At 70.8% G+C, this 22,917-nt stretch carries 22 protein-coding genes, 1 tRNA gene and 1 riboswitch; of the genes, 18 read left to right on the forward strand and 5 right to left on the reverse strand.

The window, feature by feature from the left end:
• The first annotated feature begins 116 nt into the window (after positions 1–116).
• The 6 genes from NV263_RS03115 (at position 117) to NV263_RS03140 (ending at position 6,500) form a co-directional block, all read left to right on the forward strand.
• Positions 117–812 (forward strand): response regulator transcription factor, encoded by a 696-nt coding sequence (locus NV263_RS03115; protein ID WP_317630388.1) that lies wholly within the window; start codon positions 117–119, stop codon positions 810–812.
• Positions 809–2,239, forward strand: a complete 1,431-nt coding sequence (locus NV263_RS03120; RefSeq protein WP_263250916.1) for a HAMP domain-containing sensor histidine kinase — start codon at positions 809–811, stop codon at positions 2,237–2,239. Before NV263_RS03115 ends, NV263_RS03120 begins: the two co-directional genes overlap by 4 nt.
• A 116-nt stretch (positions 2,240–2,355) precedes the next feature.
• Complete coding sequence (locus NV263_RS03125) at positions 2,356–3,156, forward strand: DeoR/GlpR family DNA-binding transcription regulator (RefSeq protein ID WP_263250918.1); 801 nt, start codon at positions 2,356–2,358, stop codon at positions 3,154–3,156.
• Positions 3,156–4,232, forward strand: a complete 1,077-nt coding sequence (gene galT, locus NV263_RS03130) for a galactose-1-phosphate uridylyltransferase (protein WP_263250919.1) — start codon at positions 3,156–3,158, stop codon at positions 4,230–4,232. The genes NV263_RS03125 and galT overlap by 1 nt, the downstream gene beginning before the upstream one ends.
• Positions 4,233–4,314: 82 nt before the next feature.
• Entirely contained in the window at positions 4,315–5,679 is a 1,365-nt protein-coding gene (locus tag NV263_RS03135; RefSeq protein WP_263250920.1) for a S1C family serine protease, read from the forward strand.
• Between the two features lie 320 nt (positions 5,680–5,999).
• Positions 6,000–6,500 (forward strand): MogA/MoaB family molybdenum cofactor biosynthesis protein, encoded by a 501-nt coding sequence (locus tag NV263_RS03140; protein WP_263250922.1) that lies wholly within the window; start codon positions 6,000–6,002, stop codon positions 6,498–6,500.
• Positions 6,501–6,593: 93 nt separating this feature from the next.
• On the opposite strand, the gene NV263_RS03145 is transcribed toward NV263_RS03140, so the two are convergent.
• Positions 6,594–6,821 (reverse strand): antitoxin, encoded by a 228-nt coding sequence (locus tag NV263_RS03145; RefSeq protein WP_263250923.1) that lies wholly within the window; start codon positions 6,819–6,821, stop codon positions 6,594–6,596.
• A gap of 157 nt (positions 6,822–6,978) precedes the next feature.
• Between NV263_RS03145 and NV263_RS03150 the strand changes: the two genes are divergently transcribed.
• Positions 6,979–7,155: a hypothetical protein gene (locus NV263_RS03150; protein ID WP_263250924.1), complete on the forward strand. Its 177-nt coding sequence runs from the start codon at positions 6,979–6,981 to the stop codon at positions 7,153–7,155.
• Between the two features lie 6 nt (positions 7,156–7,161).
• On the opposite strand, the gene mscL is transcribed toward NV263_RS03150, so the two are convergent.
• From mscL to NV263_RS03165, 3 genes are all read right to left on the reverse strand, one after another.
• Positions 7,162–7,644: a large conductance mechanosensitive channel protein MscL gene (mscL, locus tag NV263_RS03155; RefSeq protein ID WP_263254026.1), complete on the reverse strand. Its 483-nt coding sequence runs from the start codon at positions 7,642–7,644 to the stop codon at positions 7,162–7,164.
• Between the two features lie 704 nt (positions 7,645–8,348).
• On the reverse strand, positions 8,349–8,675 hold the full coding sequence (locus NV263_RS03160; protein ID WP_263250926.1) for an FmdB family zinc ribbon protein: 327 nt from the start codon (positions 8,673–8,675) through the stop codon (positions 8,349–8,351).
• Between the two features lie 95 nt (positions 8,676–8,770).
• The gene (locus NV263_RS03165; protein ID WP_263250927.1) at positions 8,771–9,373 is read right to left on the reverse strand and encodes a 5-formyltetrahydrofolate cyclo-ligase; all 603 of its coding nucleotides are present in this window, start codon (positions 9,371–9,373) and stop codon (positions 8,771–8,773) included.
• A gap of 37 nt (positions 9,374–9,410) precedes the next feature.
• Here NV263_RS03165 and NV263_RS03170 point away from each other — a divergent pair, with 37 nt between their 5' ends.
• The 11 genes from NV263_RS03170 (at position 9,411) to NV263_RS03220 (ending at position 21,692) form a co-directional block, all read left to right on the forward strand.
• Complete coding sequence (locus NV263_RS03170) at positions 9,411–10,301, forward strand: UTP--glucose-1-phosphate uridylyltransferase (protein ID WP_263250928.1); 891 nt, start codon at positions 9,411–9,413, stop codon at positions 10,299–10,301.
• A 43-nt stretch (positions 10,302–10,344) separates the two neighbouring features.
• Positions 10,345–11,568: a molybdotransferase-like divisome protein Glp gene (gene glp, locus NV263_RS03175; RefSeq protein WP_263250929.1), complete on the forward strand. Its 1,224-nt coding sequence runs from the start codon at positions 10,345–10,347 to the stop codon at positions 11,566–11,568.
• A 7-nt stretch (positions 11,569–11,575) separates the two neighbouring features.
• Complete coding sequence (locus tag NV263_RS03180) at positions 11,576–12,241, forward strand: GNAT family N-acetyltransferase (RefSeq protein ID WP_263250931.1); 666 nt, start codon at positions 11,576–11,578, stop codon at positions 12,239–12,241.
• Between the two features lie 261 nt (positions 12,242–12,502).
• Positions 12,503–13,276, forward strand: coding sequence for a divisome protein SepX/GlpR (sepX, locus tag NV263_RS03185; protein WP_263250932.1), 774 nt, complete (start codon positions 12,503–12,505; stop codon positions 13,274–13,276).
• A gap of 76 nt (positions 13,277–13,352) precedes the next feature.
• Positions 13,353–13,425 (forward strand) — tRNA-Ala (locus NV263_RS03190).
• Between the two features lie 299 nt (positions 13,426–13,724).
• Positions 13,725–13,874 carry a hypothetical protein gene (locus NV263_RS03195; RefSeq protein ID WP_263250933.1) on the forward strand — a complete coding sequence of 50 codons (150 nt, stop codon included), beginning with the start codon at positions 13,725–13,727 and terminating at the stop codon, positions 13,872–13,874.
• A gap of 259 nt (positions 13,875–14,133) precedes the next feature.
• A complete protein-coding gene (locus NV263_RS03200; RefSeq protein ID WP_263254027.1) occupies positions 14,134–15,066 on the forward strand; it encodes an SDR family oxidoreductase in 933 nt (310 codons plus the stop codon).
• 159 nt (positions 15,067–15,225) lie between these two features.
• Positions 15,226–15,446: riboswitch (cobalamin riboswitch) on the forward strand.
• Positions 15,447–15,592: 146 nt separating this feature from the next.
• On the forward strand, positions 15,593–18,418 hold the full coding sequence (locus NV263_RS03205) for a ribonucleoside-diphosphate reductase subunit alpha (protein WP_263250934.1): 2,826 nt from the start codon (positions 15,593–15,595) through the stop codon (positions 18,416–18,418).
• A gap of 67 nt (positions 18,419–18,485) precedes the next feature.
• Positions 18,486–19,562 carry a ribonucleotide-diphosphate reductase subunit beta gene (locus tag NV263_RS03210; protein ID WP_263250935.1) on the forward strand — a complete coding sequence of 359 codons (1,077 nt, stop codon included), beginning with the start codon at positions 18,486–18,488 and terminating at the stop codon, positions 19,560–19,562.
• 132 nt (positions 19,563–19,694) lie between these two features.
• Complete coding sequence (locus NV263_RS03215) at positions 19,695–20,468, forward strand: AraC family transcriptional regulator (RefSeq protein ID WP_263250936.1); 774 nt, start codon at positions 19,695–19,697, stop codon at positions 20,466–20,468.
• Between the two features lie 69 nt (positions 20,469–20,537).
• Positions 20,538–21,692 (forward strand): MFS transporter, encoded by a 1,155-nt coding sequence (locus NV263_RS03220; protein ID WP_263250938.1) that lies wholly within the window; start codon positions 20,538–20,540, stop codon positions 21,690–21,692.
• Between the two features lie 462 nt (positions 21,693–22,154).
• Here the strand turns inward: NV263_RS03220 and NV263_RS03225 are convergent, their stop codons facing one another.
• Positions 22,155–22,709 carry a DUF4232 domain-containing protein gene (locus tag NV263_RS03225; protein ID WP_263250939.1) on the reverse strand — a complete coding sequence of 185 codons (555 nt, stop codon included), beginning with the start codon at positions 22,707–22,709 and terminating at the stop codon, positions 22,155–22,157.
• Positions 22,710–22,917: the final 208 nt, after the last annotated feature.

Raw genomic sequence — 22,917 nt, forward strand, 5'->3', positions numbered from 1 at the left:
CGCATCCGCTGCCCGAGTCGTCACCGATCGAGGCGTACGTCACGCCTGAGGGGGATGGATGGGCGAACTCGGCACCTTCTCAGCTGCTTCTCAGGGCGACGAGTAACACTGTGCGCATGCGCATCCTCGTCGTCGACGACGATCGTGCCGTGCGCGAGTCGCTTCGAAGGTCGTTGCAGTTCAACGGGTACCAGGTCGACCTCGCCGCGGACGGTCAACAGGCCCTGGATCTGCTGGCGGACAACCGGCCGGACGCCATGGTCCTCGACGTGATGATGCCGCGCCTGGACGGCCTGGAGGTCGCGCGGCGGCTCCGCAGCACCGGTGACGACCTGCCGATCCTGGTCCTGACCGCCCGCGACGCCGTCTCCGACCGGGTCGCCGGGCTCGACGCGGGCGCCGACGACTACCTGCCGAAGCCCTTCGCGTTGGAGGAGCTGCTCGCCCGCCTGCGCGCGCTGCTGCGCCGGGCGAGCCCGGCGGACATCGAGCAGGAGGCGCGGCCGGCCGTGCTGCGCTTCGCCGACCTCGAACTGGACCCGGGCACCCGGGAGGTCCGCCGCGGGGAGCGCCCGATCAGCCTGACCCGCACCGAGTTCGCCCTGCTGGAGCTGCTGATGGGGCACCCCAAGCAGGTGCTCACCCGCAGCCGCCTGCTGGAGGACGTGTGGGGCTACGACTTCCCGACCTCCGGCAACGCGCTGGAGGTCTACATCGGATACCTGCGCCGCAAGACCGAGGCCGAGGGCGAGCCGAGGCTCATCCACACCGTCCGCGGCGTCGGCTACGTGCTTCGTGAGACACCGCCGTGACAGTTCCCGCTCCACCCCCGCCCGACCTGGCCGAGTCCGAGGTGAAGAACGGCCGCCTGCAACGGGTCTCGCTGCGCAACCGGGTCACGTGGCTGGCCGCGGTGTGCGTGGCGGGGGCCGTCGCGCTGGTGTCCATCGCCGCGTTCGTGACCGTCCACGACAGCCTGTACCAGCAGGTGGACGACGACCTGTCGACGCGCGCGGTGGAGGCCGCGACGGGCCCGCTGGTGCGCACCCCGGACCTGCAGCAGGTGCCGGTGGCGTTCTACGCCGCCGCCAACTTCAAGATCAGCGTCGTCTACGCCGACGGCACCGAGATCGGACCGGTCGACAAGCCGCCGACCTCGCTGCTGGAGGTGGCGGTCGCCCGGCACCAGTCGGCCAAGTCGCTGCGCACCGACCAGCGCACCAACAGCCGCGTCGTCGCGGTCCCCACCGGGGACAACGCGGCGCTGGTGATGTCCACGTCGCTGCAACCCACCCAGCGCACCCTGGCGCAGCTGAGCGTGGTGCTCGTGGTGATGGGCGGCGCCGGCATCCTGCTCGCCGCCGCGGCCGGGACCGCCGTGGCGCGCGCCGGTCTGCGGCCGGTGCAGCGGCTCACCGCGGCCACCGAGCGGGTCGCGCTCACCGGCGACCTGCGGCCGATCCCGGTCAGCGGTGACGACGAGCTGGCCCGGCTGACGGCCAGCTTCAACGGCATGCTCACCGCCCTGGCGGAGTCCCAGGAGCGGCAGCGGCGGCTGGTCGCCGACGCCGGGCACGAGCTGCGGACTCCGCTGACCTCGTTGCGCACCAACCTGGAACTGCTGATGGCCTCGGCGCAGCCGGACGCCCCGAAGCTGTCCGAACAGGACCGCCAGGAGATGTTCGCCGACGTGCAGGCCCAGATCACCGAGCTGTCCGCGCTGGTCGGCGACCTGGTCGAGCTGGCCCGCGAGGACACCCCGCAGACGGTCCACGAGCCCGTCGAGCTCACCGACGTGGTCGAGCGCGCGTTGAGCCGGGTCCGCCGCCGGGCGCAGCGCGTGGAGTTCGAGGTGGACCTGCGGCCGTGGGAGATGATGGGCGACGCCACCGCGCTGGAGCGGGCGGTGCTGAACCTGCTGGACAACGCGGCGAAGTGGAGCCCGGACGGCGGCACGGTCCGGGTCGGCCTGCGGCCGGAGGAGGGCACCGGTTTCGCGGCGCTGGAGGTCGCCGACGGCGGGCCGGGCATCGCCGAGGCCGACCGGCCGTACGTGTTCGAGCGGTTCTACCGGTCCTCGGACGCGCGCACGCTGCCGGGGTCCGGGCTGGGCCTGTCGATCGTCAAGCAGGTCGCCGAGCGGCACGGCGGCACGGTGTGGGCCGGGGAGGCGCCCGAGGGCGGTGCGCTGCTGCGCATGTCGCTGCCGGGAAACACGCCCGAGACCAAACAGCAATGAACAGCTGACCGTCAGGACGGCGTGGCGAACCCGCTGTTTTCCCGTACACCTGTGCGGGTAGTGTTGTTTCGTGTTGACTTGATGTGTCAAGTGGTTTCGGGAACGGGATGGGTGCAGTGCTCGCTCGGCAACGCCAGGACGTGATCCTCGACGAGATCCGGCGCACCGGAGCCGTGCAGGTCAGCGACCTGGTGGCGCGGCTCGGCGTGTCGGACATGACGATCCGCCGGGACCTGGACGCCCTGGCGCGCCGCGGTCTGGTGGAGAAGGTCTACGGCGGCGCGACGTCGACGATCGGGCGCAGCACGGACGAACCCGGCTTCGAGGCCAAGTCGGTCCGCCAGCTCGCCGAGAAGGAGGCGATCGCCCGGCTCGCCGCGCAGCAGGTGCGGCCGGGCACGGCGATCGGCCTGTCCGCGGGCACCACGACCTGGACGCTGGCACGGCACCTCGACGACGTCGCCGATCTGACCGTGGTGACGAACTCGGTGCGCGTCGCCGACGCGCTGCAACAGCGCGGTCGCGCCGACCGCACCGTGGTGCTGACCGGGGGAGTGCGCACCCCGTCGGACGCGCTGGTCGGCCCGGTCGCGGTGCAGTCGCTGCGCTCGCTGCACCTCGACCTGGTCTTCCTGGGCGTGCACGGGATGGCCGAGCGGGCCGGCTTCACCACGCCGAACCTGAACGAGAGCGAGACCAACCGCGCGCTGGCCGAGGCGGCGGGTCGGCTGGTGGTGGTCGCGGACAGCTCCAAGTGGTCGACCGTGGGCATCTCGACGATCGTCGACTTCGACGAGGTGGACCTGCTGATCAGCGACGACGGCCTGCCCGCCGAGGCGCGGCGGGTGCTGTCCGAGCACGTGGAGCTGTTGCTGGCCGAGATCGGCGCCGACCGGCGGGACGGGGAGGACGAGTGATGAAGCGCACGGCTGGGCACCTGGCCGACGGTCGGGAGATCATCTACTTCGACACCGATCCGGTGGCGGCGCGCACCGCCGAGGACACCCGGGACCTGCCGCCGCAGGCGCCCGCCTCGGAGGTGCGCCGCGACCCGTTGACCGGTGAGTGGGTCGCGATCGCGGCGCACCGCCAGACCCGCACCTACAAGCCCCCGGCCGAGCTCTGTCCACTGTGTCCCAGCACGCCCGGGCGTCCGACCGAGATCCCCGAGTCCGACTACGACGTGGTCGTCTTCGAGAACCAGTTCCCCTCGTTCGCGCAAGAGGTTCCGGGAGAGCCGTCCACAGTGGAAGGAATGCCGATGGTGCCGTCCGCGCCGGCGCGCGGGCGTTGCGAGGTGGTGTGCTTCACCGCCGACCACAACTCCTCGTTCGCCGCGCTCAGCCCGGAGCGGGCGCGGACCGTGGTCGACGTGTGGGCCGACCGCACCGCCGAGATCGGCGCCGCGCCCGGTGTCGAGCAGGTCTTCTGCTTCGAGAACCGCGGCGAGGAGATCGGCGTCACGCTGCACCACCCGCACGGCCAGATCTACGGGTACCCGTTCGTGACGCCGAAGACCGAGCGGATGCTGCGCACCGCGGAGGAGTACCGGGCCCGGCACGGCGGCCACGTGCTCGGCGACGTGCTGGCCGCCGAGCGGGCCGACGGCCGCCGCGTCGTCGTCGAATCCGAGCACTGGACCGCTTTCGTGCCCGCCGCGGCCCGCTGGCCGGTCGAGGTGCACGTCGTGCCGCACCGCCAGGTGCCGGACATCCCGGCGCTCACCGACGCCGAGCGCGACGACTTCGCCGTCACCTACCTCGACGTCCTGCGCCGGCTGGACGGGCTGTACGAGCGCCCGCTGCCCTACATCGCCGCCTGGCACCAGGCGCCGGTGCGCACCGGCCGCGACCTGTCCTGGCTGCACCTGCAGGTCTTCTCGATCCGCAGGTCGGCGGACAAGCTCAAGTACCTGGCGGGCTCGGAGTCCGGCATGGCAGTGTGGGTCAACGACGTCACCCCGGAGCAGATCGCGGACCGGTTGCGCCGGTGATCTCGGGCACGGCCCGTCGGTTCGCGGGAGCTTCCAAGCCGGGTCTCAGGCACTTCTCAGCTCGTCGACGCAGAGTGGAACCATGACCGACAACACCCCGGGATCGTCCGGCAACCAGCCGGAAGAACCGCAATCGCAGGCCCAGGGCGGCCACGCCGCGAGCGCCGGTGACACGCCAGCCGCCGGGGTGCCGCCGCAGCAGGACCAGCCCCACCAGCAGGGCGGGCCGGAACAGACCGCGCAGCAGCACTTCCCGCCGTACTCGACGCAGCAGTTCCAGACGCAGCAGCACCCGTACCAGGGCCAGTCGCAGGCGTGGAACCCGGGTTACGGCGCGATGCCCCCGGTGCAGAGCGAGCACGGCGCGCCGCGTCGGCGCAACAGCCTGGTCGCGGGCGCCGCGGTGCTCGCGCTGGCGGCCGGGCTCATCGGCGGCGGTGTCGGTGGCTACGTCGGGTACCAGCTCGGCGGGGGCGGGAGCTCCAGCGTCACGGCGCTGGACCAACCGGCACCCGCGCGCAGCGCGAGCACCGCGCCGCAGGGGTCGGTGCAGCAGGTCGCGCAGAAGGTGCTGCCCAGCGTCGTCCAGTTGCAGGTCGCGTCGTTCGGCGGCTCGGGTGAGGGCTCCGGCATCGTGCTGAGCAGCGACGGCTACATCCTGACCAACAACCACGTGGTGGCCAGCGCCGGTCAGGGCGGCCGGATCACCGCGACGTTCAACGACAACCGCACCGCCTCGGTGCGGGTCATCGGCACCGACCCGGACTCCGACCTGGCCGTGGTCAAGGCCGACATCACCGGGCTCACCCCGGCCGAACTGGGCCGCAGCGACGACCTCGCGGTCGGCGCCCCGGTGGTGGCGATCGGCTCGCCGTTCGGCCTGTCCGGCACGGTGACCAGCGGGATCATCAGCGCCAAGGACCGGCCGGTGCGGGCCGGCGGGGAGAACGGCGACCAGTCGAGCGTGCTCAACGCGCTGCAGACCGACGCGGCGATCAACCCGGGCAACTCCGGTGGCCCGCTGGTCGACATGGACGGCCGTGTGGTGGGCATCAACTCCGCGATCTACAGCCCGGGCTCCGGCCAGGAGCAGGGCGGTTCGGTCGGACTCGGCTTCGCGATCCCGGTCGACCAGGCCAAGCGCGTCGCTCAGGAGCTGAAGAACACCGGTTCGGCCACGCACGCTTCGCTCGGCGTCACGGTCACGAACGGTCCGCAGCCCGGGGCCTACATCCACAACGTCGTGCCCGGCGGGGCCGCCGAGAAGGCGGGCCTCAAGCCCGGCGACCTGGTGACGAAGGTCGACGACCGCGTCGTCCAGGACATGGACGGCCTGGTCGCCGCGGTCCGCACCCACAGCCCGGGCGACAAGGTCACGCTGACGATCAGCGGCGTCGGCGGCGACCGCACGGTCCAGGCGACGCTGAACGGCGACAAGGGCCAGTAAGTCCGAGCGGCGGCGGGGTCCGCGCCGCGACTGGCATCCGAACTCGCGGCCGATGACCTCGGCCGTGGTCACCACCGGCCGCACCGGGTGGCTCGCCCCCTCCGCGTCGCTCGGCGCGGCCGGTCGGTGCGTTCGTCCAGAGCGCACCGACGAGAAGTCGACGCGATCCACACGTGCAGAACTGGGGAGGAGCAGTGTCCGATACGACCGGCACCGTCGAGCCCGGGCGGGCGCGGCGTTTGGTCGATCTGACCGATTCCGCGGAACTAGTCGCTTCACTGGGTCTGACCGGCCAGCAGCTTGCCACTACGGTTACCGGCATGGAACGCAGCGCACAGCGGTTGGGGCGGGCTCTGGTGGTCGTCGTCGACGACCGGGTCGCCCAGGGTGAGCAGGAGGACAGCATCGGTCCGCTGGTGACCGAGCTGCTGGAGGAAGCCGGTTTCATCGTCGACGGCACCGTCGCGGTGGCCGGGGAGACGGTGGACATCCGCAATGCGCTGAACACCGCCGTCATCGGCGGGGTGGACGTGGTGATCACCGTGGGCGGCACCGGGGTGTCGCCGCGCGATGTCACACCGGACGCCACCGCGGGCGTGCTGGACCGGCCCATCCCGGGCATCGCGGAGGCGCTGCGCGCCTCGGGCCTGGCGGCGGGCGCGGTCGACGCCGGGGTGTCGCGCGGTCTGGTCGGGGTCTCCGGCAGCACCCTCGTGGTCAATCTCGCGGGGTCCCGCGCTGCGGTGCGCGACGGCATGGCGACGCTGACGCCGCTGGTCACCCACGTGATCGAGCAGCTGTCCGGGCTCGAAACGGCCTGACGAGGCCCCGAACGACGACGGTGGCGGCACCCGGAAGGGGCCGCCACCGTCGCGTGTGCGCACGTTCAGGTATCTCGGGCCGTTGGCCGCCGGTCAGCTCGCCTCGGGGCCACCGGGGCGCTGGTCCCGCTTGAGCAGGCCCTCGACCTTGTTGCTGACGTTTTCCAGCTTGTCGTGGTACTTGCCGCCGGTGGCCTTGTCCAGACGCGACTTCGCGGCATCGAGTCCCTTGGCCGCGCTGGGGCCCGCCTTCTCGGCCATCTCCCCGGCCCTGCTGCGCGCCTGCTGCGCCATCTCCTTGGCCTTGTCGAGGAAACTCATCGCCCTGCCTCCTCCGGCCGCTGCTTCGCCGAGACGTGTCGGCGACCGCGGACCTGACCCGCCGACACGAACACTGTAGCCCACATCACATGCGCTGAGTTCGGGTCGGTGGCCGCCCGTCGCCGATGCGCGGCCGGGCGTGGGGGACGATGGAACCGTGAGCGAACAGCGTCCGAAACGACGTGCCGGCGAGGCCGAGCGGCGGCGCAGGCTCGCCGAGATCTTCGGCGACGTGCTGCCGGACGCCACTTCCGACGACCGGCCGGACCGCGCTCCCGCCCCCGACTCCGACCGCTGGTACCGGGAGAACCGTCCGCCGCACCACGACCGGTGACGGACGTCAGTTCTTGCTGTGCCCGTCGGTGGTGGCCTCCACCTTGGCGTCGACCTTCGCGGTCGTCTCGTCCTCGTCGCTGGCCAGGCCGGTGACCTTGGGCAGACCCTGCTGCCGGCGGAGCAGGTCGCGGATCTCGGTGAGCAGCTCGACGTCGGTCGGGTCGATTTCCTCGTCGTCCTTCTTGCGCCGCTCCTGGATCTTCTTCATCGGCACGACGAACAGGAAGTACACCACCGCGGCGGTCATGAAGAACGTGATGAAGGCGTTGATCACGGACGCGAAGTCGATGATCGACGCCTCGTTGCCCGCACGCAGCTGGATGCTCAGACCGGTCACCTTCCCGCCACCGGTCGCCGCGATCACCGGCTTGATGATGTTGGTGGTGAACGCCGTGACCATGGCGGTGAACGCGCTTCCGACCACGACCGCGACCGCCAGGTCGATCACGTTGCCGCGCATCAGGAAGTCCTTGAAGCCCTTGAGCACGCTCAAGCTCCTTTCCCAGGGGTGTTGCCAGGAGGGATCCCGGACGGATGACGCGCCGGATCTGCCGGGGACCAGCGCGTGACAGGTACCCGGCGGAGGGTAGCTGTCGAAGCCCCGGTCGAATGACCTGCGGCGTCCCTCGGCGACCCGGCCGAGGGGATCGTCCGGTGAGCCCGTTCCCGCTGGTGGGGACGCTTTTCGACGAGAACGGGGAGCGGACGGCAGGACTGCTCGCCGTCACCGGATTTAAGGCACGATCGAGTTAATGTTGTGACGAGGTCCACGTGTTGTTCAGCCAGGCGCGTCGTCCGCGTCTCCGCAGGCCGCGGTAGCAGGGCCAGGGCGAAGGCGAGCAGGAGCAGCAGCACCGCGGCGATCCTGCGCAGTGCGAGCGCCCGGGCGCCGCGGGTGAACCGCAGCAGGGCGCGGAGTCGATCGTGGACGGTCGGGTCGAGCCGGATGTCCTGCCGTGCCATGGGTCTTCTCCCGTCATGCCGGAAAAGTCGATCGACATCGACGCTAGGCAGGCCGAAAACCCGGCAACAGGGTCAATATCGGAATCTGTGGACAACCGGGTCCGCTGTGGACAACTCGGCTGCTCCGGTCGGGGCACGTGCTGGGAAGGCCGGGCATGCGAAAACGCCGACCGCGCGTTGCGCGATCGGCGTTCGTGGCGGCCTCGGCCGGAGGTCGCGGAGGTCGGGTCAGGAAGCCGCGGCCGCCGGGGTCGACGAGCTCGACGAGCCGGAGTCCGACGATCCCCCCGACGAGGAGCCGCCGGACGACGATCCGCTGGACGAGGAGCCGTTCGAGGACGACCCGGAGTTCGACGTCGTGCTCGACGACGAACCCGAGGAACGGCTGTCGGTGCGGTAGAAACCGCTGCCCTTGAAGACGATGCCCACGGCGTTGAACAGCTTGCGGAGGCGACCGGTGCACTCCGGGCACTCGGTCAGCGAGTCCTCGCTGAACGACTGCACCGCCTCGAAGCGGTGGTCGCATTCGGTGCATGCGTACTGGTAGGTGGGCACGGCCGTCAACCTCCGGCAGTCTCAGGTTTTGGCACTCCAGCATACCGAGTGCTAACTCGATGATGCGTCACAACAGGTGCCCAGCGCAAACACTCTTATGTCACAACCGGCAGCGGCACGACCCCGCGCTCCGGCGTCAGGACGGCGTCCAGCCGCACGTCGTGCGGCTCGTCGGGCAGCTGCGCCACGAACTCCTCATCGCGGACGACTCCCACCAGCAGCGCACCCGGGGCGGCCAGCGGCAACGACCGGTCGTAGTGCCCGCCGCCCTGCCCCAGCCGGATCCCCCGGTGGTCGACCGCCAACGCCGGGATCAGCACCGCGTCCGCCTCGGCGATCCCCCGTTGCCCGAGGCGGGGGCCGGCCGGCTCCAGCAGTCCGAGGTCGGCGGGGCGCAGCGAGTCCGGGCCGGTGTAGTCGGCCCAGTCCAGCGGCTCGGCGCCCACCACGACCGGCAGCAGCACCCGGCAGCCCTCGGCCAGCACCGCGTCGAGCGTCTCCGGTGATCCCGGCTCACCGCGCACCGGGACGTATCCGCAGACCGTGCGAATGCCGCGCTCGCGCAGCCAGCTCAGCAGCGCCCCGCGCAGCGCCCGGTCCTCGGCCGAACGTGTGGTTCCGGCCAGCTCGCGGCGCCGTCGCCGCAGCGCACGCCGCCATTCGACCTTGGTCGTCCACGTTTCTCCCAGAGAGCTCACAGACTCACTTTAGGGATGCCCGATAGGCTTGACGGCCATGAGCAGCCCCCCAGCGTTCCGCACTGCGATCGTGCCCGCCGCCGGTCTGGGCACCCGCTTCCTGCCGACGACCAAGGCGGTGCCCAAGGAATTGCTCCCGGTGGTGGACACCCCGGGGATCGAACTGGTTGCCTCCGAGGCCGCCGCGGCCGGCGCCGAGCGGCTCGTCATCGTGACCTCGCCGGACAAGCAGGCGGTGACCGAGTACTTCCGCCCGCAGCCCGAGCTCGAACGCACCCTGGAGGAGCGCGGGAAGAAGGACCTCCTCGACAAGGTGCGCCGCGGGCCCGCGCTGATCGAGGCCGAGACCGCCGTGCAGGACAGGGCGCTGGGGCTGGGGCACGCCGTGGGCTGCGCGGAACCGAAGTTGACCGACGCCGACGACGCGGTCGCCGTGCTGCTCCCCGACGACCTCGTGCTGCCGCGCGGAGTGCTCGGCAGGATGGCCGAGGTGCGCGCCAAGCACGGCGGCAGCGTGCTGTGCGCGTTCGAGGTGCCGCCGCAGCAGACCTCCTCCTACGGGGTCTTCGAGGTCGACGACACCGACGAGGACGACGTGAAGCGGGTGCGGGGCATGGTCGAGAAGCCCGCCCCGGAAGAAGCCCCGTCGAGCCTGGCCGCCGCGGGTCGCTACCTGCTCGACCGCCAGGTGTTCGACGCGCTCAAGCGCATCGAGCCCGGTGCCGGCGGTGAACTCCAGCTGACCGATGCCGTAGCGTTGTTGATCTCCGAAGGCCACCCGGTCCACACCGTCGTCCATCGTGGTGGGCGACACGACTTGGGAAATCCTGGCGGTTTCCTCAAAGCTGCGGTGGACTTCGCGCTGGAGGATCCAGAGTACGGGCCGGACCTGCGGGACTGGCTCGTCGAGCGGATGAGCCGAAGCTGATCGCACGCGTCGGCTCGCCGCCTGCGGGGAGAGGTCGACAGCCATGAGGTCAGTGGACGAGCAGCTCGCGCGCGTACTCACGGCAGCCGTCCGGCCCGCGCCGGTGCGGGTGGCGATCTCCGAGGCGCAGGGACTGCTGTGCGCCGAGGAAGTCGTCGCCGAGCAGGCGCTGCCCGGTTTCGACCAGGCGGCCGTGGACGGCTACGCGGTGCGCAGCGTCGATGTGCAGGGCGCCGTCGACGAGTCGACCGTGCTCCCGGTGGTGGGGGAGATCCAGGCGGGTTCGCGCCAGCCGCGCCGCCTGCAGCCGGGGCAGGCGGTCCGGGTCGCCACCGGCGCGCCGATGCCCACGCTGGCCGACGCCGTGGTCCCGCTGGACCACACCGACCAGCACCCCGCGAAGGTGACCGTGCGGCAGCCGGTGCCGTCCGCGGCGTTCGTCCGTCGCACCGGCGAGGACGTGCAGACCGGGGACGTCGCGGTCCGCCGCGGCGCCCCGATCGGATCGGCCCAGGTCGGCCTGCTCGCCGCGGTCGGCCGCAACAAGGTGCTGGTGCACCCGCGCCCCCGGGTCTCGGTGATCTGCGTCGGCGACGAACTCGTCGACGTCGACCGCACGCCCGGTCAGGGGCAGGTCTACGACGTCAACTCCTACGCGCTGGCCGCCGCCGCCCGCGATGCGGGCGCTGAGGTGGCCCGCGTGGGCATCGTCAGCGGCGACTCGCGGCGGCTGCGCGAGGTCGTCGAGGGGCGGCTGCTGCTGTCCGAGATCGTGATCATCGCCGGTGGTGCCGGCGGTGAGGCCGGGGACGAGGTCCGGGCGGCGCTGGCCGATCTCGGCGAGCTGGACACCACGCGGGTCGCCATGCACCCCGGCTCCGTCCAGGGGTTCGGACGGCTGGGGCCCGACCGCATCCCGACCTTCGTGCTGCCCCGCAACCCGGTGAGCGCGCTGGTCGTCTTCGAGGTGCTGGTGCGGCCGCTGATCCGTTCCGCGCTCGGCAAGAGCAACCCGCACCGGCGCACCGTCTCGGCGAGCCTGCTGTCGCCGATCGCGTCGACCAAGGGCAGGCGCGGTTACCTGCGCGGGCAACTGCTGCGCGATCCCGACAACGGCGCCTACCTGGTGCAGCCCGTGGGGACCTCGGGCTCGCACCTGCTGGCGTCGCTGGCCGAGGCGAACTGCCTGATCGTGGTGGACGACGACGTGACCGAGGTGGCCGCGGGCGAGGACGTGCAGGTCCGGTTCCTGTCCCAACGCGCGTGAGGGGCCGATGGACTCCGCCGACGCCGAGCAGTTCCCGCTCGGACGCCACCCGGGCTGGCCGGCCCGGCTCGGGCCGCTGCTGACCGAGCGCGGTGCGGTGTCGTTGCGCCCGCCCCGGCTGCGCGACGCGTCGGCGTGGAGCCGCATCCGGCTGCGAGACCGGAACTACCTGCAACGCTGGGAGCCCACCGCGGTCGGGAGCTGGCAGGAGCGCAACGCGGTCATGGCCTGGCCCGCGCAGTGGAGCGCGCTGCGCGGCATGGCGCGGCGCGGCGTCGCGCTGCCGTTCACGCTCACCGTGGACGGCGAGTTCGCCGGGCAGCTCACCGTCGGCAACATCGTGCGCGGCGCGCTGCGTTCGGCCTGGATCGGCTACTGGGTGACCGAGGCGCTGGCCGGCGGCGGGGTCGCCACCGCCGCCGTCGCCCTGGCCGTCGACCACTGCTTCGGGCCGGTCGGCCTGCACCGCCTGGAGGCCACCGTCCGCCCGGAGAACGAGCCGAGCGTGCGGGTGCTGGAGAAGTCCGGTTTCCGGCGCGAGGGGTTGTTCCGCCGCTACCTCGACGTGGCCGGTGCCTGGCGCGATCACTACGTCTACGCGGTCACCGCCGAGGAGATCCCGGACGGCGCGGTCGCCGCGCTGGTCCGCTCCGGTCGCGCCCGCCGGCCGTGATTCCCGAGATCTTGCTCACCGATCGTCACCAGCCGCGAAGCCGTCCATACCCCCGAAAGGACGGGTGGGATACGTCCGTTCGGCGGTAAGGCAGCGGCCGTCGCGGTGCCGATGGCGTTCTCGCTGCTCTGTTCGTGGTGGTTCCCCGGCACCGCGGAACCAGCGGAGCCCGGCGCGCCTCCGAGACAGGAGTGTCGGTTGTGACTAGCGTGGCGTCAGCAGCCTTGTGTGCTGTCGGCGGCCAGGGGGAGGTGGCGAGGCATGAGCTCTTTGATCTTCGCTGCGCTGGCGGCGGCGTGGCTGGTGGTGCTGGTCCCGATGTTCGCTCGCCGCCGCCAGGAAGTGTCCAAGACCACCGACTCCGCGCTGGCGGCCAGGGTGGTCCGGCGGGGAAGCGACCGGCGACCGGCGGCACCCGGTGCCGCGGAGACCGACGAGGTGGAGGAGGCGTACGGCATGCCTGGCACGGAGCAGGACGACGCCGTCGACGTCGACGAGTACCAGGAAGAATCCTGGCGGCAGGTGCACAGCGACGACGTCCGCGCCGGACGGCGCTACCGCCCGGGTCGCGGCGGTTTCGACCCGGAGGCGGCCGCGCTCGCCGCGCGCGTGAAGTACGCGCGCAGGCAGCGCATCGTGGTGACGATGCTGCTGGCGGCGGTCACCACCGCGCTGCTGGCCGGGCTGGTCTGGGCCGGGCTGTGGTGGCTGCACGCCATCACGGACATCGCGCTGGTCGGCTACCTCGTCTACCTGCGCCGCCAGGTCCGCATCGAGGAGGACGTCCGCTCCCGGCGGTTGGCGCGGCTGAGCGCTCCCCGCGAGCAGGGCGACTACGACGAGGCGGAGGGCTACGACGACTACGAGGAGACCGCCGACATCGACGAGGTCGACGAGGAGCCGGAACCCCGACGCGGCGGTTCCCGTGCCCCGATGCGCCACGCGGTGCCCGTCGAGATCGACGACGAGGACCCGATGTTCGACGAGCTCGACGAGCGCGCCTGGGCCCCGTACCGCAGAGCAGCAGGTCAGTAGGGCCGTCGCCGTGAAGAGGGGGGTGGGTGTGAGTGCTGATCGGGTGGATTGCTAAGCTGCTTGCAGCACTCAACAAGGGGCTGTAGCGCAGTTGGTAGCGCGTCTCGTTCGCATCGAGAAGGTCAGGGGTTCGATTCCCCTCAGCTCCACGGCGAGGCTGTTCGATGACCTTTGGTCATCTTCCCGCAGCCTTGATGTCTTTACGGGGGCCCAGCCCCCGTAGACCCCCAGGGTGCGGTGGCCGTTTTTCGTCGGCTCCGCACCCTTTGTTTTGTTCCCGGCCTGCTCATGAACCAGCTCTCCGCTGGTGTTCGTGTTCTGAAGCGTTGGGCCTACCAAATCGGTCACCTCTTCGTTGTTCTCGGGGTGGGGATGCGGAAGACCGGGATGAGCCGGTCTGATCCGGTGATCTCGACCTGGGTACCAGGGCTTCGATGAGGGCTTTGCGTTGGTCCGCGTGCCGTCGGTGATGATCTCGTTGATGTTGTCGGCGACTTCGGTGAGCGTGGCCGGGTGTGGTGGGCTGCTCGTCGAGCGCGGCGCGGTCGGTGTGGCCGGCTTCGTGTTCCTGGCGGGCCTTCCAGCAATCCCGGCGTGAAGGCTGCTGCGTGCAAAGGGTTTTCTTAAGAGTCCGCAAGCCCGAGTCGTGCCGTGTCGTGAGCGTCCAGGACACGCTGGAGCAGTCCAACGAGCTCCGCCTGCTCCGATGGCGAGAGTGGTTAGACTCCGCATCAGTGCGCGCGTCGCGGCGCGCGCGTGAGGTCCGGCTGAACGCCCGCGAGCAGCTCAACTCGGATGTGCTCCCACGGCTGCTGGCGAGGATTCAGCTCCTGGCAACGAGGCTGGAGGTTCTACCTGTGCGGGTTTTCGTCACCGGTGCGTCGGGATGGGTCGGTTCTGCGGTCGTTCCGGAGCTCGTTGCCGCGGGCCACGAGGTCACCGGGCTTGCGCGTTCGGAGGCGTCGGCGGCCGCCGTCAAGGCCGCGGGCGCCACGGAGGTGCGCGGCAGCATCGACGATCTGGACGTGCTGCGCGGCGCTGCCGCGGCGTCTGACGCCGTAGTCCACCTGGCGTTCCCGGTCGACCTCGCTCTTGCCGGGCGCATGGAGGACGCCGTCGCGGCCGATGTCGCGACGATCGAGGCGATGGGCGAGGCGCTGCCGTCCGGGGGCGCCTTCGCGATCGCGACGGGCACCGCCGGGCTCGCGCGCAACGGGATCCCCGCCACCGAGCGGGATCGGCCGTCGGCGGACGCCCCGATCGCGGCACGACAGCCCTCGGACGACGCCGCACTCGCGCTCGCCGATCGGGGCCTGCGTCCGTTGGTGCTCCGTCTGGCGCCGAGCAATCACGGAGAGGGCGACAACGGGTTCGTCCCGGCCCTCATCCAGATCGCCCGCAAAACGGGCGTCTCGGGCTATCCCGGCGATGGGTCGTCACGATGGTCGGCGGTGCACGTCCGCGACACCGCCAGGCTCTTCCGCTTGGCCATCGAGGTCGCGCCGAGCGGCTACCTGCACGCGGTGGCTGAGGAGGGGATCTCGCTGCGCGAGATCGCCGAGGTCATCGGGCGACACCTCGGCCTCCCGGTGCAGTCGGTGCCAATGGACCAGGTCGACGAGCATTTCGGGTTCCTCGGGATGTTTCTCAAACCTGACACGCCGGTCTCCAACGCCATCACCCGTCAGGTCACCGGCTGGACCCCGACCGAGCCGGGCCTCATCGAGGACCTCGACAAGGGCCACTACTTCAGTCCCGGCGCGAATGGCGCCGAATCAACTGCCGGCTGAGTTCGGTGACCTCCGGATCGACGAGCGTCCGCCTCCGGTGACGGCTCCGCATCGTCCGAGCAGGGGTTCACGCCCGGTCCGCCGGGCCGCCGCTCTCTCGGGAGATCTTCCGCGACACGCGCATCTTGGGGCGGATCAGTACTGCCGGACACAAGATGTAGTATGCGTTCCGCTGATGGTCCACTGGCCCTGCACGGGGTCAGTGGGGTGAGAGGGAACCCGGTGCGAGTCCGGGACTGCCCCGCAGCGGTGAGCGGGAACGACCGCCGTCATCACGCACTGGGCGCCGCAGGCGCCTGGGAAGCGACGGCCAGTAGGTGTCGGCCTGTGCAGGCCGGGTGCCCGCGAGTCCGAAGACCTGCCATCGGTGTGCGCACGAGAGTGCGCGGTGTCCGGGGCCTCGCGGGAGGGCCGACGCGGACGAGGGACGACGGCGGGAATCCGGGTCGCGGTGCCGCCGCGCGCCCTCGCGCGCCTCCAGCGTCCCCGGGCGCTGGTAAGAGCTTCGCGAGGGAGAGGGAGTCCCGTGGCTGAATCGCCCACCAGCACCCCGACCGCAGACCGGCCCGAGACGGCGCACGTCCGAGTCCTGCGCCGGGACGGTTCGATTTCCGGGTTCGACCCCGGCAAGATCTCGGTCGCGCTGACGAAGGCGTTCCTGGCCGTCGAGGGCGGCGGCGCCGCGGCATCGTCGCGGCTGCACCGCTTGGTGGCCGAGCTGACCGAGCAGGTGCAGAACTCCCTGCTGCGGCACGCGGGTCCGGGGACGCTGCTGCACATCGAGCAGATCCAGGACCAGGTCGAGCTCGCGCTGATGCGCGGCGGGCACCACCAGGTCGCCCGGGACTACGTGCTGTACCGGGAGCAGCGCGCCGAGGCGAGGCGCGCGGCGTCCGGAACCGAATCGGCGTCGGAAGCGGCACAACCGCCGGAGCTGACCGTCACCGACTCCGACGGCCGGACGCGGCCGCTGGACTGGCAGCGCGTGCGCACCATCACCGAACAGGCCTGCTCCGGACTCGACGAGGTGGATCCCGCGCCGGTCCTGGAGGAGACCCGGAAGAACCTCTACGACGGGATGAGCACCGCCGAACTCGACGAGGCGCTGACGCTGGCCGCGCGCACCCTCGTCGAGCGGGATCCCGAGTACTCCCGGGTCAGCGCGCGCCTGCTGCTCGACAAGCTGCGCGGCGAAGCGCTGTCCTACCTGGCCGGTGCGGCGCGGGAGGCCGACCAGGAGCAGATCCGGGACCTCTACCCGTCCTACTTCGCCGACTACGTGCGCCGCGGTGTCGAGCTGGAGATGCTGGACCCGCGGCTCGCCGAGTTCGACCTCGACCGCCTGGGGCGGGCGCTGCGGGCCGACCGGGACCTGAGCTTCGACTACCTCGGCTTGCAGACCCTCTACGACCGCTACTTCCTGCACCACCGCGGCACCCGGTTCGAGCTGCCGCAGGCGTTCTTCATGCGGGTGGCGATGGGGCTGGCGCTGCGCGAGGACGACCGGGAAGCCCGCGCCGTCGAGTTCTACGAACTGCTGTCGTCGTTCGACTTCATGTGCTCCACGCCCACGCTGTTCAACTCGGGCACCACCAGGCCGCAGCTGTCCTCCTGCTTCCTGACCACAGTGGAGGACGACCTGGACTCGATCTTCCAGGCGTACCGCAACAACGCGCTGCTGGCGAAGTACTCCGGCGGTTTGGGCAACGACTGGACGCCGGTGCGCGGCCTGGGAGCGCACATCAAGGGCACCAACGGCACGTCGCAGGGGCTCGTGCCGTTCCTGAAGATCGCCAACGACACCGCCGTGGCGGTCAACCAGGGCGGCAAGCGCAAGGGCGCCGCCTGCGCGTACCTGGAGACCTGGCACATCGACGTCGAGGAGTTCCTCGACCTGCGCAAGAACACCGGTGACGACCGGCGGCGCACCCACGACATGAACACCGCCAACTGGGTGCCGGACGAGTTCATGCGCCGCGTGCACGCCGACGAGACCTGGACGCTGTTCTCCCCGGACGAGGTCCCGGACCTGCACGACCTCTACGGCACCGAGTTCGCCGAGCGCTACCGCCACTACGAGCGGGCCGCCGAACGCGGCGAGCTGAAGGTCTTCTGGCAGGTCCGCGCGGTGGACCTGTGGCGGCGGATGCTGACCATGCTGTTCGAGACCGGGCACCCGTGGATCACCTTCAAGGACCCGTGCAACCTGCGCTCCCCGCAGCGGCACGCCGGAGTGGTGCACTCGTCGAACCTGTGCACCGAGATCACGCTGAACACCAGCAAGGACGAGGTCGCGGTGTGCAACCTCGGGTCGATCAACCTGGCCCGGCACGTCACCGTCGACGGCATCGACCACGAGCGGCTGCGGCGCACCACCCGCACCGCGGTGCGGATGCTGGACAACGTCATCGACATCAACTTCTACACCATTCCCGAGGCCCGGAACTCGAACCTGCGCCACCGGCCGGTGGGGCTCGGGTTGATGGGCTTCGCCGACGCACTGGTCGTGCAGGGGCTGGCGGCGGCCTCGCCGGAGGCGGTGGAGTTCGCCGACCGCAGCATGGAGCAGATCAGCTACCACGCCATCGCCGCCTCCAGCGAGCTCGCTACCGAGCGCGGCCGCTACGAATCGTTCGAGGGCTCGCTGTGGAGCCGGGGGATCCTGCCGATCGACTCGCTGCGGCTGCTCGCGGAATCCCGCGGTGACGCCGAGTTCGACTATTCATCCACTTTGGACTGGGAGGCGCTGCGGGAGCGGGTGCGCGCCGACGGGATGCGCAACTCCAACGTGATGGCCATCGCCCCGACCGCGACCATCGCCAACATCTGCGGCGTGAACCAGTCGATCGAGCCGCCGTACCGCAACCTCTACGTCAAGTCGAACATGTCCGGCGACTTCACCGTCGCCAACCCGCACCTGGTCGCCGACCTCAAGCGGGCCGGGCTGTGGGACGAGGCGATGGTGGCCGACCTGAAGTACTTCGACGGTGTCCTCGGCCCGATCGACCGCATCCCGGACGAGCTCAAGCGCCGCTACGCCACGGCCTTCGAGATCGAGCCGCACTGGCTGGTCGCCGCCGCCGCGCGCAGGCAGAAGTGGATCGACCAGGCGCAGTCGCTGAACCTGTACCTGGCCGAGCCCAGCGGCCGCAAGCTCGACGAGCTCTACCGGCTGGCCTGGCGCAGCGGGTTGAAGACCACCTACTACCTGCGGTCCACCGCCGCGACCTCGGTGGAGAAGAGCACCCTGCGCGGCACCGACGGCAAGCTCAACGCGGTGCCCGCCGTGGCGCCGACCGCCGAGCCCGCCGCGTGCTCGATCGACGACCCCGACTGCGAAGCCTGCCAGTAGGGCATCGCGGCACCGCACCGGCCGGCGCACGTCCGGCCCACCGACCACGCGACGAGGGATTTCGGAGATGACTGTTGAGCCCACGCACGTCGACACCTCCGGGCTGGGGGAGATCGACCGCACCGGCGGTCGCGTCGACGTCGACGACAAGGCCATGATCAACGCCCGCGCGGACGTGAACCAGCTGCTGCCGATGAAGTACGGCTGGGCCTGGGAGAAGTACCTCGCCGGCTGCGCCAACCACTGGATGCCCACCGAGGTGTCCATGCACGCCGACATCGCGCTGTGGAAGTCGCCCGACGGGCTCACCGACGACGAGCGGCTGATGCTCAAGCGCAACCTCGGCTTCTTCGCCACCGCGGAATCGTTGGTGGCCAACAACATCGTGCTCGCCGTCTACCGGCACATCACCAACCCCGAGTGCAGGCAGTACCTGCTGCGCCAGGCCTTCGAGGAGGCCGTGCACACCCACACGTTCCAGTACATCTGCGAAAGCCTGGGGCTGAACGAGGGCGAGCTGTTCAACGCCTACCGGGAGATCCCGTCGATCGCGGACAAGGACTCCTGGGCGCTGCGCTACACCCAGAACCTCGAAAACCCCGATTTCACCACCGGCGGGCCGGAACGCGACCAGGCGTTCCTGCGCGACCTCATCGCCTTCTACGTGATCTTCGAGGGCATGTGGTTCTACACCGGCTTCGCGCAGATCCTGGCCCTGGGGCGGCGCAACAAGATGGTGGGCATCGCCGAGCAGTACCAGTACATCCTGCGCGACGAGTCGATCCACCTGAACTTCGGCATCGACTGCATCAACCAGATCAAGATCGAGAACCCGCACCTGTGGAGCCGGGAGTTCCAGGAGGAGGTGCGCGGCATGCTCGTCGAAGCCTGCGAACTGGAGGTCGGCTACGGCCGCGACACCATGCCGCGCGGCATCCTCGGCCTCAACGCCGAGCTGTGCGAGCAGTACATGCACTTCATCACCAACCGGCGCTGCGCCCAGCTCGGCCTGGAGCCGGTGTTCGCCGAGGTCGACAACCCGTTCCCCTGGATGTCCGAAGCGATGGACCTGAAGAAGGAGAAGAACTTCTTCGAGACCCGCGTCACCGAGTACCAGTCCGGCGCTTCCCTGAGCTGGGACTGAAACTCGTGCGTGCGGGTTCCGGCCGGAACCCGCACGCACGCGCTGTCCACAATGGAATCGAAGTCGGGCCCGTGGTGGGGCGGTGCGGCCACCCGGGTTACTTTCTGGTCGGGTGCGATTCCGGGGGGTGCGTTGTTCGGCAAGAGCGAGGACCGCGACGACTACCAGGTGACCCCGGGGCCTGTCGCGGCGATGGCGCGGGATCTGCCCGACGGGCACGTGATCGCGCCGCACCGGCACCGGCGGGCGCAGCTGATCTACGGGACCAGCGGGGCGATCACCGTCACGACCGGGGCCGGGAGTTGGGTGGTTCCGCCGAACCGGGCCGTGTGGGTGCCCGCCGGGGTGCGGCACTCGATGCGGACCTCCGGACCGGTGACGATGCGGACGCTGTACGTCGAGCAGGACGCGCGGCCGTGGTTGCCCGCGGCGTGCACCGTGGTGGCCGTCAGCGCGTTGTTGAAGGAGTTGATCGAGGCCGCCACGCGCATCCCCGTCGACCACGACGCCGAGGGGCGGGACGGGAAGGTGCTGTCGTTGCTGCTCGACGAGCTGGAACCGGTCGCCGTCCCGGCGCTGCACCTGCCGATGCCCGACGATCCGCTGGTCGCCCCGATCTGCGCGGAGATCGCGGAACGGCCGGGGGAGGCCGGGACGCTGCAGGAGTGGGCCGAGCGGAGCTACGTCAGCCGGACCACGCTGGCGCGCCGGTTCCGGCAGGCCACCGGGTACAGCCTCGGCCGGTGGCGGCAGCAGGCGTTGCTGCTGGCGGCGGTGCGGATGCTCGCCGAGCGGCGGCCGGTCACCGAGGTCGCGGCGGAACTGGGCTACGACAGTCCCAGCGCCTTCACCGCCATGTTCACCAGGGCGCTCGGGGTGCGGCCGAGCCGGTACTTCGAGACCTGATCCGATCGCGACAGCGGGTGGTGCGAACGCGACGGCGGCCGGCCCGGCGCGACGTTAGCTTTTCGGCACGTGCGTGCTCTCGTCATCCTGCTCGCCGTCACCTGCGCGGTGACGTCGTCGAACATCTACCTGCTGCAACCGGTCCTCGACCAGGTCGCCCACGACTTCGCGGTGTCCGAGGCCACCGCCGGGCTGTGCGCGACCTCGACCCAGATCGGCTACGCGGCGGGAATCCTGCTGCTCGTGCCGCTGGGCGACCGGTTGGACCGGCGCCCGTTGATCCTCGCGCTGATGGGGCTGACCACCCTCGCGCTCGCCGCGGCGGCCAGCGCGCCGAACATCACCTGGCTGGTCGTGGCCTCCGCCGCGATCGGGCTGCTCACCCCGGTTCCGCAGCTGGTGCTGCCGCTGGGCGTGGCGCTGAGCGGGCAGGGCACCGGTCGGGTCGTGGGAGTCCTGCAAGCGGGCCTGCTGACCGGGTTGCTGGCCTCGCGCGCGTACGCCGGAGTGCTCGGCGAGTTCGCCGGCTGGCGGCAGGTGTACTGGTGCTCGGTCGTGCTGATGATCGTCACCGGTCTCGCCCTGGTGCTGCGGTTGCCGTCCGCGCCCGGCACCGAGCCGGAACTGCGCTACGGCGTGCTGCTGCGCTCGTTGCCCGGGTTGTTCCGGGACCGCGGCGTGGCCGGGACCTGCCTGGCCGGGGCGCTCGTCGGCTGCGCGTTCGGCGCGTTCTGGAACACCCTGTCGTTCGTGCTGACCCGGAACTTCGGGTTCGGGCCGGCGGTCATCGGGTTGTTCGGGCTGGTGGCCGCCTCCAGCGCCATGACCTCGCCGATGGCGGGCCGGCTCGCCGACCGGCGGGGCGCCCGGACCGGCCAGGTGGTGCTGATCACGACGGTGCTCGCCGGGTGGCTCGCACTGCTGGTCGGGCAGGGCTCGGTGTGGTGGTTCGTCGTCGGCACCGTGCTGCTCGACGTCGGCGTGTGGGGCAACCAGGTGGTCAGCCAGGCGCTGTTGTTCTCGCGGGGCAGCGCGGAGCACAGCAGGCTCAACACGCTCTACTTCGTGACGCGGTTCCTCGGCATCGCGGCCGGTTCCGGGTTGGGCACCCGGCTGTGGGGCTCTTCCGGCTGGGGTGCGGTCGCCGCCTGCGGGCTGCTCGCCGCGGCCTGCGCGCTGCCGATCGCGGTGCGGGCCGCGCGGCGGGAACCCGCGGCGGTCTGAGTGCCTGTCTTTGAACTCGTTTTGGGTGGCTGTGCCGGTGGCGGAACCTCAGCGGCCGTCTCGGCTCCGGGAGCCCCGACATCATGTAGCCCCCTACACCACGTCGGGGCTGTCCTCGCGAGACGACCGCTGAGAACCCGCGGCGGTGCCAGCTGCGAGACCGCTCACCGAAAGAGAAAGCGGCTCGCGCCGCTTGCCGAGAACCCTTCGGTACCAGGTTCAAAGACAGGCTCTCAGCGGCCCGCCCGTCGCCCGACCACCGCCCCCCAACGAGGCGCTGACGCGCCGCTGTGCTCGTCGGAGAACCCGCGGCGGTGCCGGTTGCGAGACCACTCACCGACAGAGAAAGCGGCTGGCGCCGCTTACCCCGCCCTGTCGGAACCAAGTTCGAAGACAGGCACTGAGCACGAGTGCGAACGGGCCCCGCCGGCGCGCCTCCGGCGGGGCCCGAATCGAGGTGCGTCAGCGGGCGGCGACCGCGGTCACGTCGACCGGTCCCGGCACCTGGGTGTGCGACGCCCACGGCACGTCCACCGTGTACGCGTTGGTCGGGCCGGGCAGGGCGACCTCGACCGTCGCCGGGGTCGGGCCGGTCAGCGGCTGGCCGGTGTTCATGTCGACGGTGCGGTAGCTGAACGCCGCCGAAGCCTGGTGGCCCTGGTCGACCCGCACCGGCTGGTCCTGCGTCGGGGCGGTGCGGGCCGCGATGTCGAGCGGCTTGCCCGCGGAGTCCTTGAAGGTCAGCCCCGGCGCACCGGTCAGCAGGCAGCTCTGCCCCGGCTTCGCGGTGAACACCACGTCCGCGCCGGTCTTGCCCATGGCGTGGTCCAGCTGCGTGATCGTCACGTCGAGCTGGTCGGCCTTGCAGTACTGGTCGTAGTCCGGGTGGTCGCCGGGCATCGCCTGGGCCACTCCGGCGAAGGCGAGCCCCGCGAGAGCCGCGACCCCGGCCAGCACACCGGTCTTGCGGAGGTTCCTGCGCTTGCTCATCTCGTCCATCTCCCTGTCTGCGTGCATCCGTTCCGGGATCCCGTTCGGAAGACGCGCCGCGTCGCACGAGGTTGGCAAGAGTGATGCAGGACACATATCAGTCGGGTGACAACGTGGCGGAGCGTGATCGTACTGACCGACCGAAAGAAAATCTTTCTCCTTAGCGGAGCGTTTGCCGAAGAACATTGAATCCTGACGACTTCCTGATGTAATTGTTCCTTGACGCCAGTGATGG

Origin of the sequence: Saccharopolyspora rosea, from assembly GCF_025643595.1 — a bacterium.
GTDB classification, from domain to species: domain Bacteria; phylum Actinomycetota; class Actinomycetes; order Mycobacteriales; family Pseudonocardiaceae; genus Saccharopolyspora; species Saccharopolyspora rosea.

Excerpts from the sequence above, each read along its gene's own strand:
- NV263_RS03115 (WP_317630388.1), top strand. The coding sequence starts at position 117 with ATGCGCATCCTCGTCGTCGACGACGATCGTGCCGTGCGCGAGTCGCTT.
- galT (WP_263250919.1), top strand. The coding sequence starts at position 3,156 with ATGAAGCGCACGGCTGGGCACCTGGCCGACGGTCGGGAGATCATCTAC.
- NV263_RS03135 (WP_263250920.1), top strand. The coding sequence starts at position 4,315 with ATGACCGACAACACCCCGGGATCGTCCGGCAACCAGCCGGAAGAACCG.
- NV263_RS03140 (WP_263250922.1), top strand. The coding sequence starts at position 6,000 with ATGGAACGCAGCGCACAGCGGTTGGGGCGGGCTCTGGTGGTCGTCGTC.
- NV263_RS03145 (WP_263250923.1), bottom strand. The coding sequence starts at position 6,821 with ATGAGTTTCCTCGACAAGGCCAAGGAGATGGCGCAGCAGGCGCGCAGC.
- NV263_RS03170 (WP_263250928.1), top strand. The coding sequence starts at position 9,411 with ATGAGCAGCCCCCCAGCGTTCCGCACTGCGATCGTGCCCGCCGCCGGT.
- glp (WP_263250929.1), top strand. The coding sequence starts at position 10,345 with ATGAGGTCAGTGGACGAGCAGCTCGCGCGCGTACTCACGGCAGCCGTC.
- NV263_RS03180 (WP_263250931.1), top strand. The coding sequence starts at position 11,576 with ATGGACTCCGCCGACGCCGAGCAGTTCCCGCTCGGACGCCACCCGGGC.
- sepX (WP_263250932.1), top strand. The coding sequence starts at position 12,503 with ATGAGCTCTTTGATCTTCGCTGCGCTGGCGGCGGCGTGGCTGGTGGTG.
- NV263_RS03210 (WP_263250935.1), top strand. The coding sequence starts at position 18,486 with ATGACTGTTGAGCCCACGCACGTCGACACCTCCGGGCTGGGGGAGATC.
- NV263_RS03225 (WP_263250939.1), bottom strand. The coding sequence starts at position 22,709 with ATGCACGCAGACAGGGAGATGGACGAGATGAGCAAGCGCAGGAACCTC.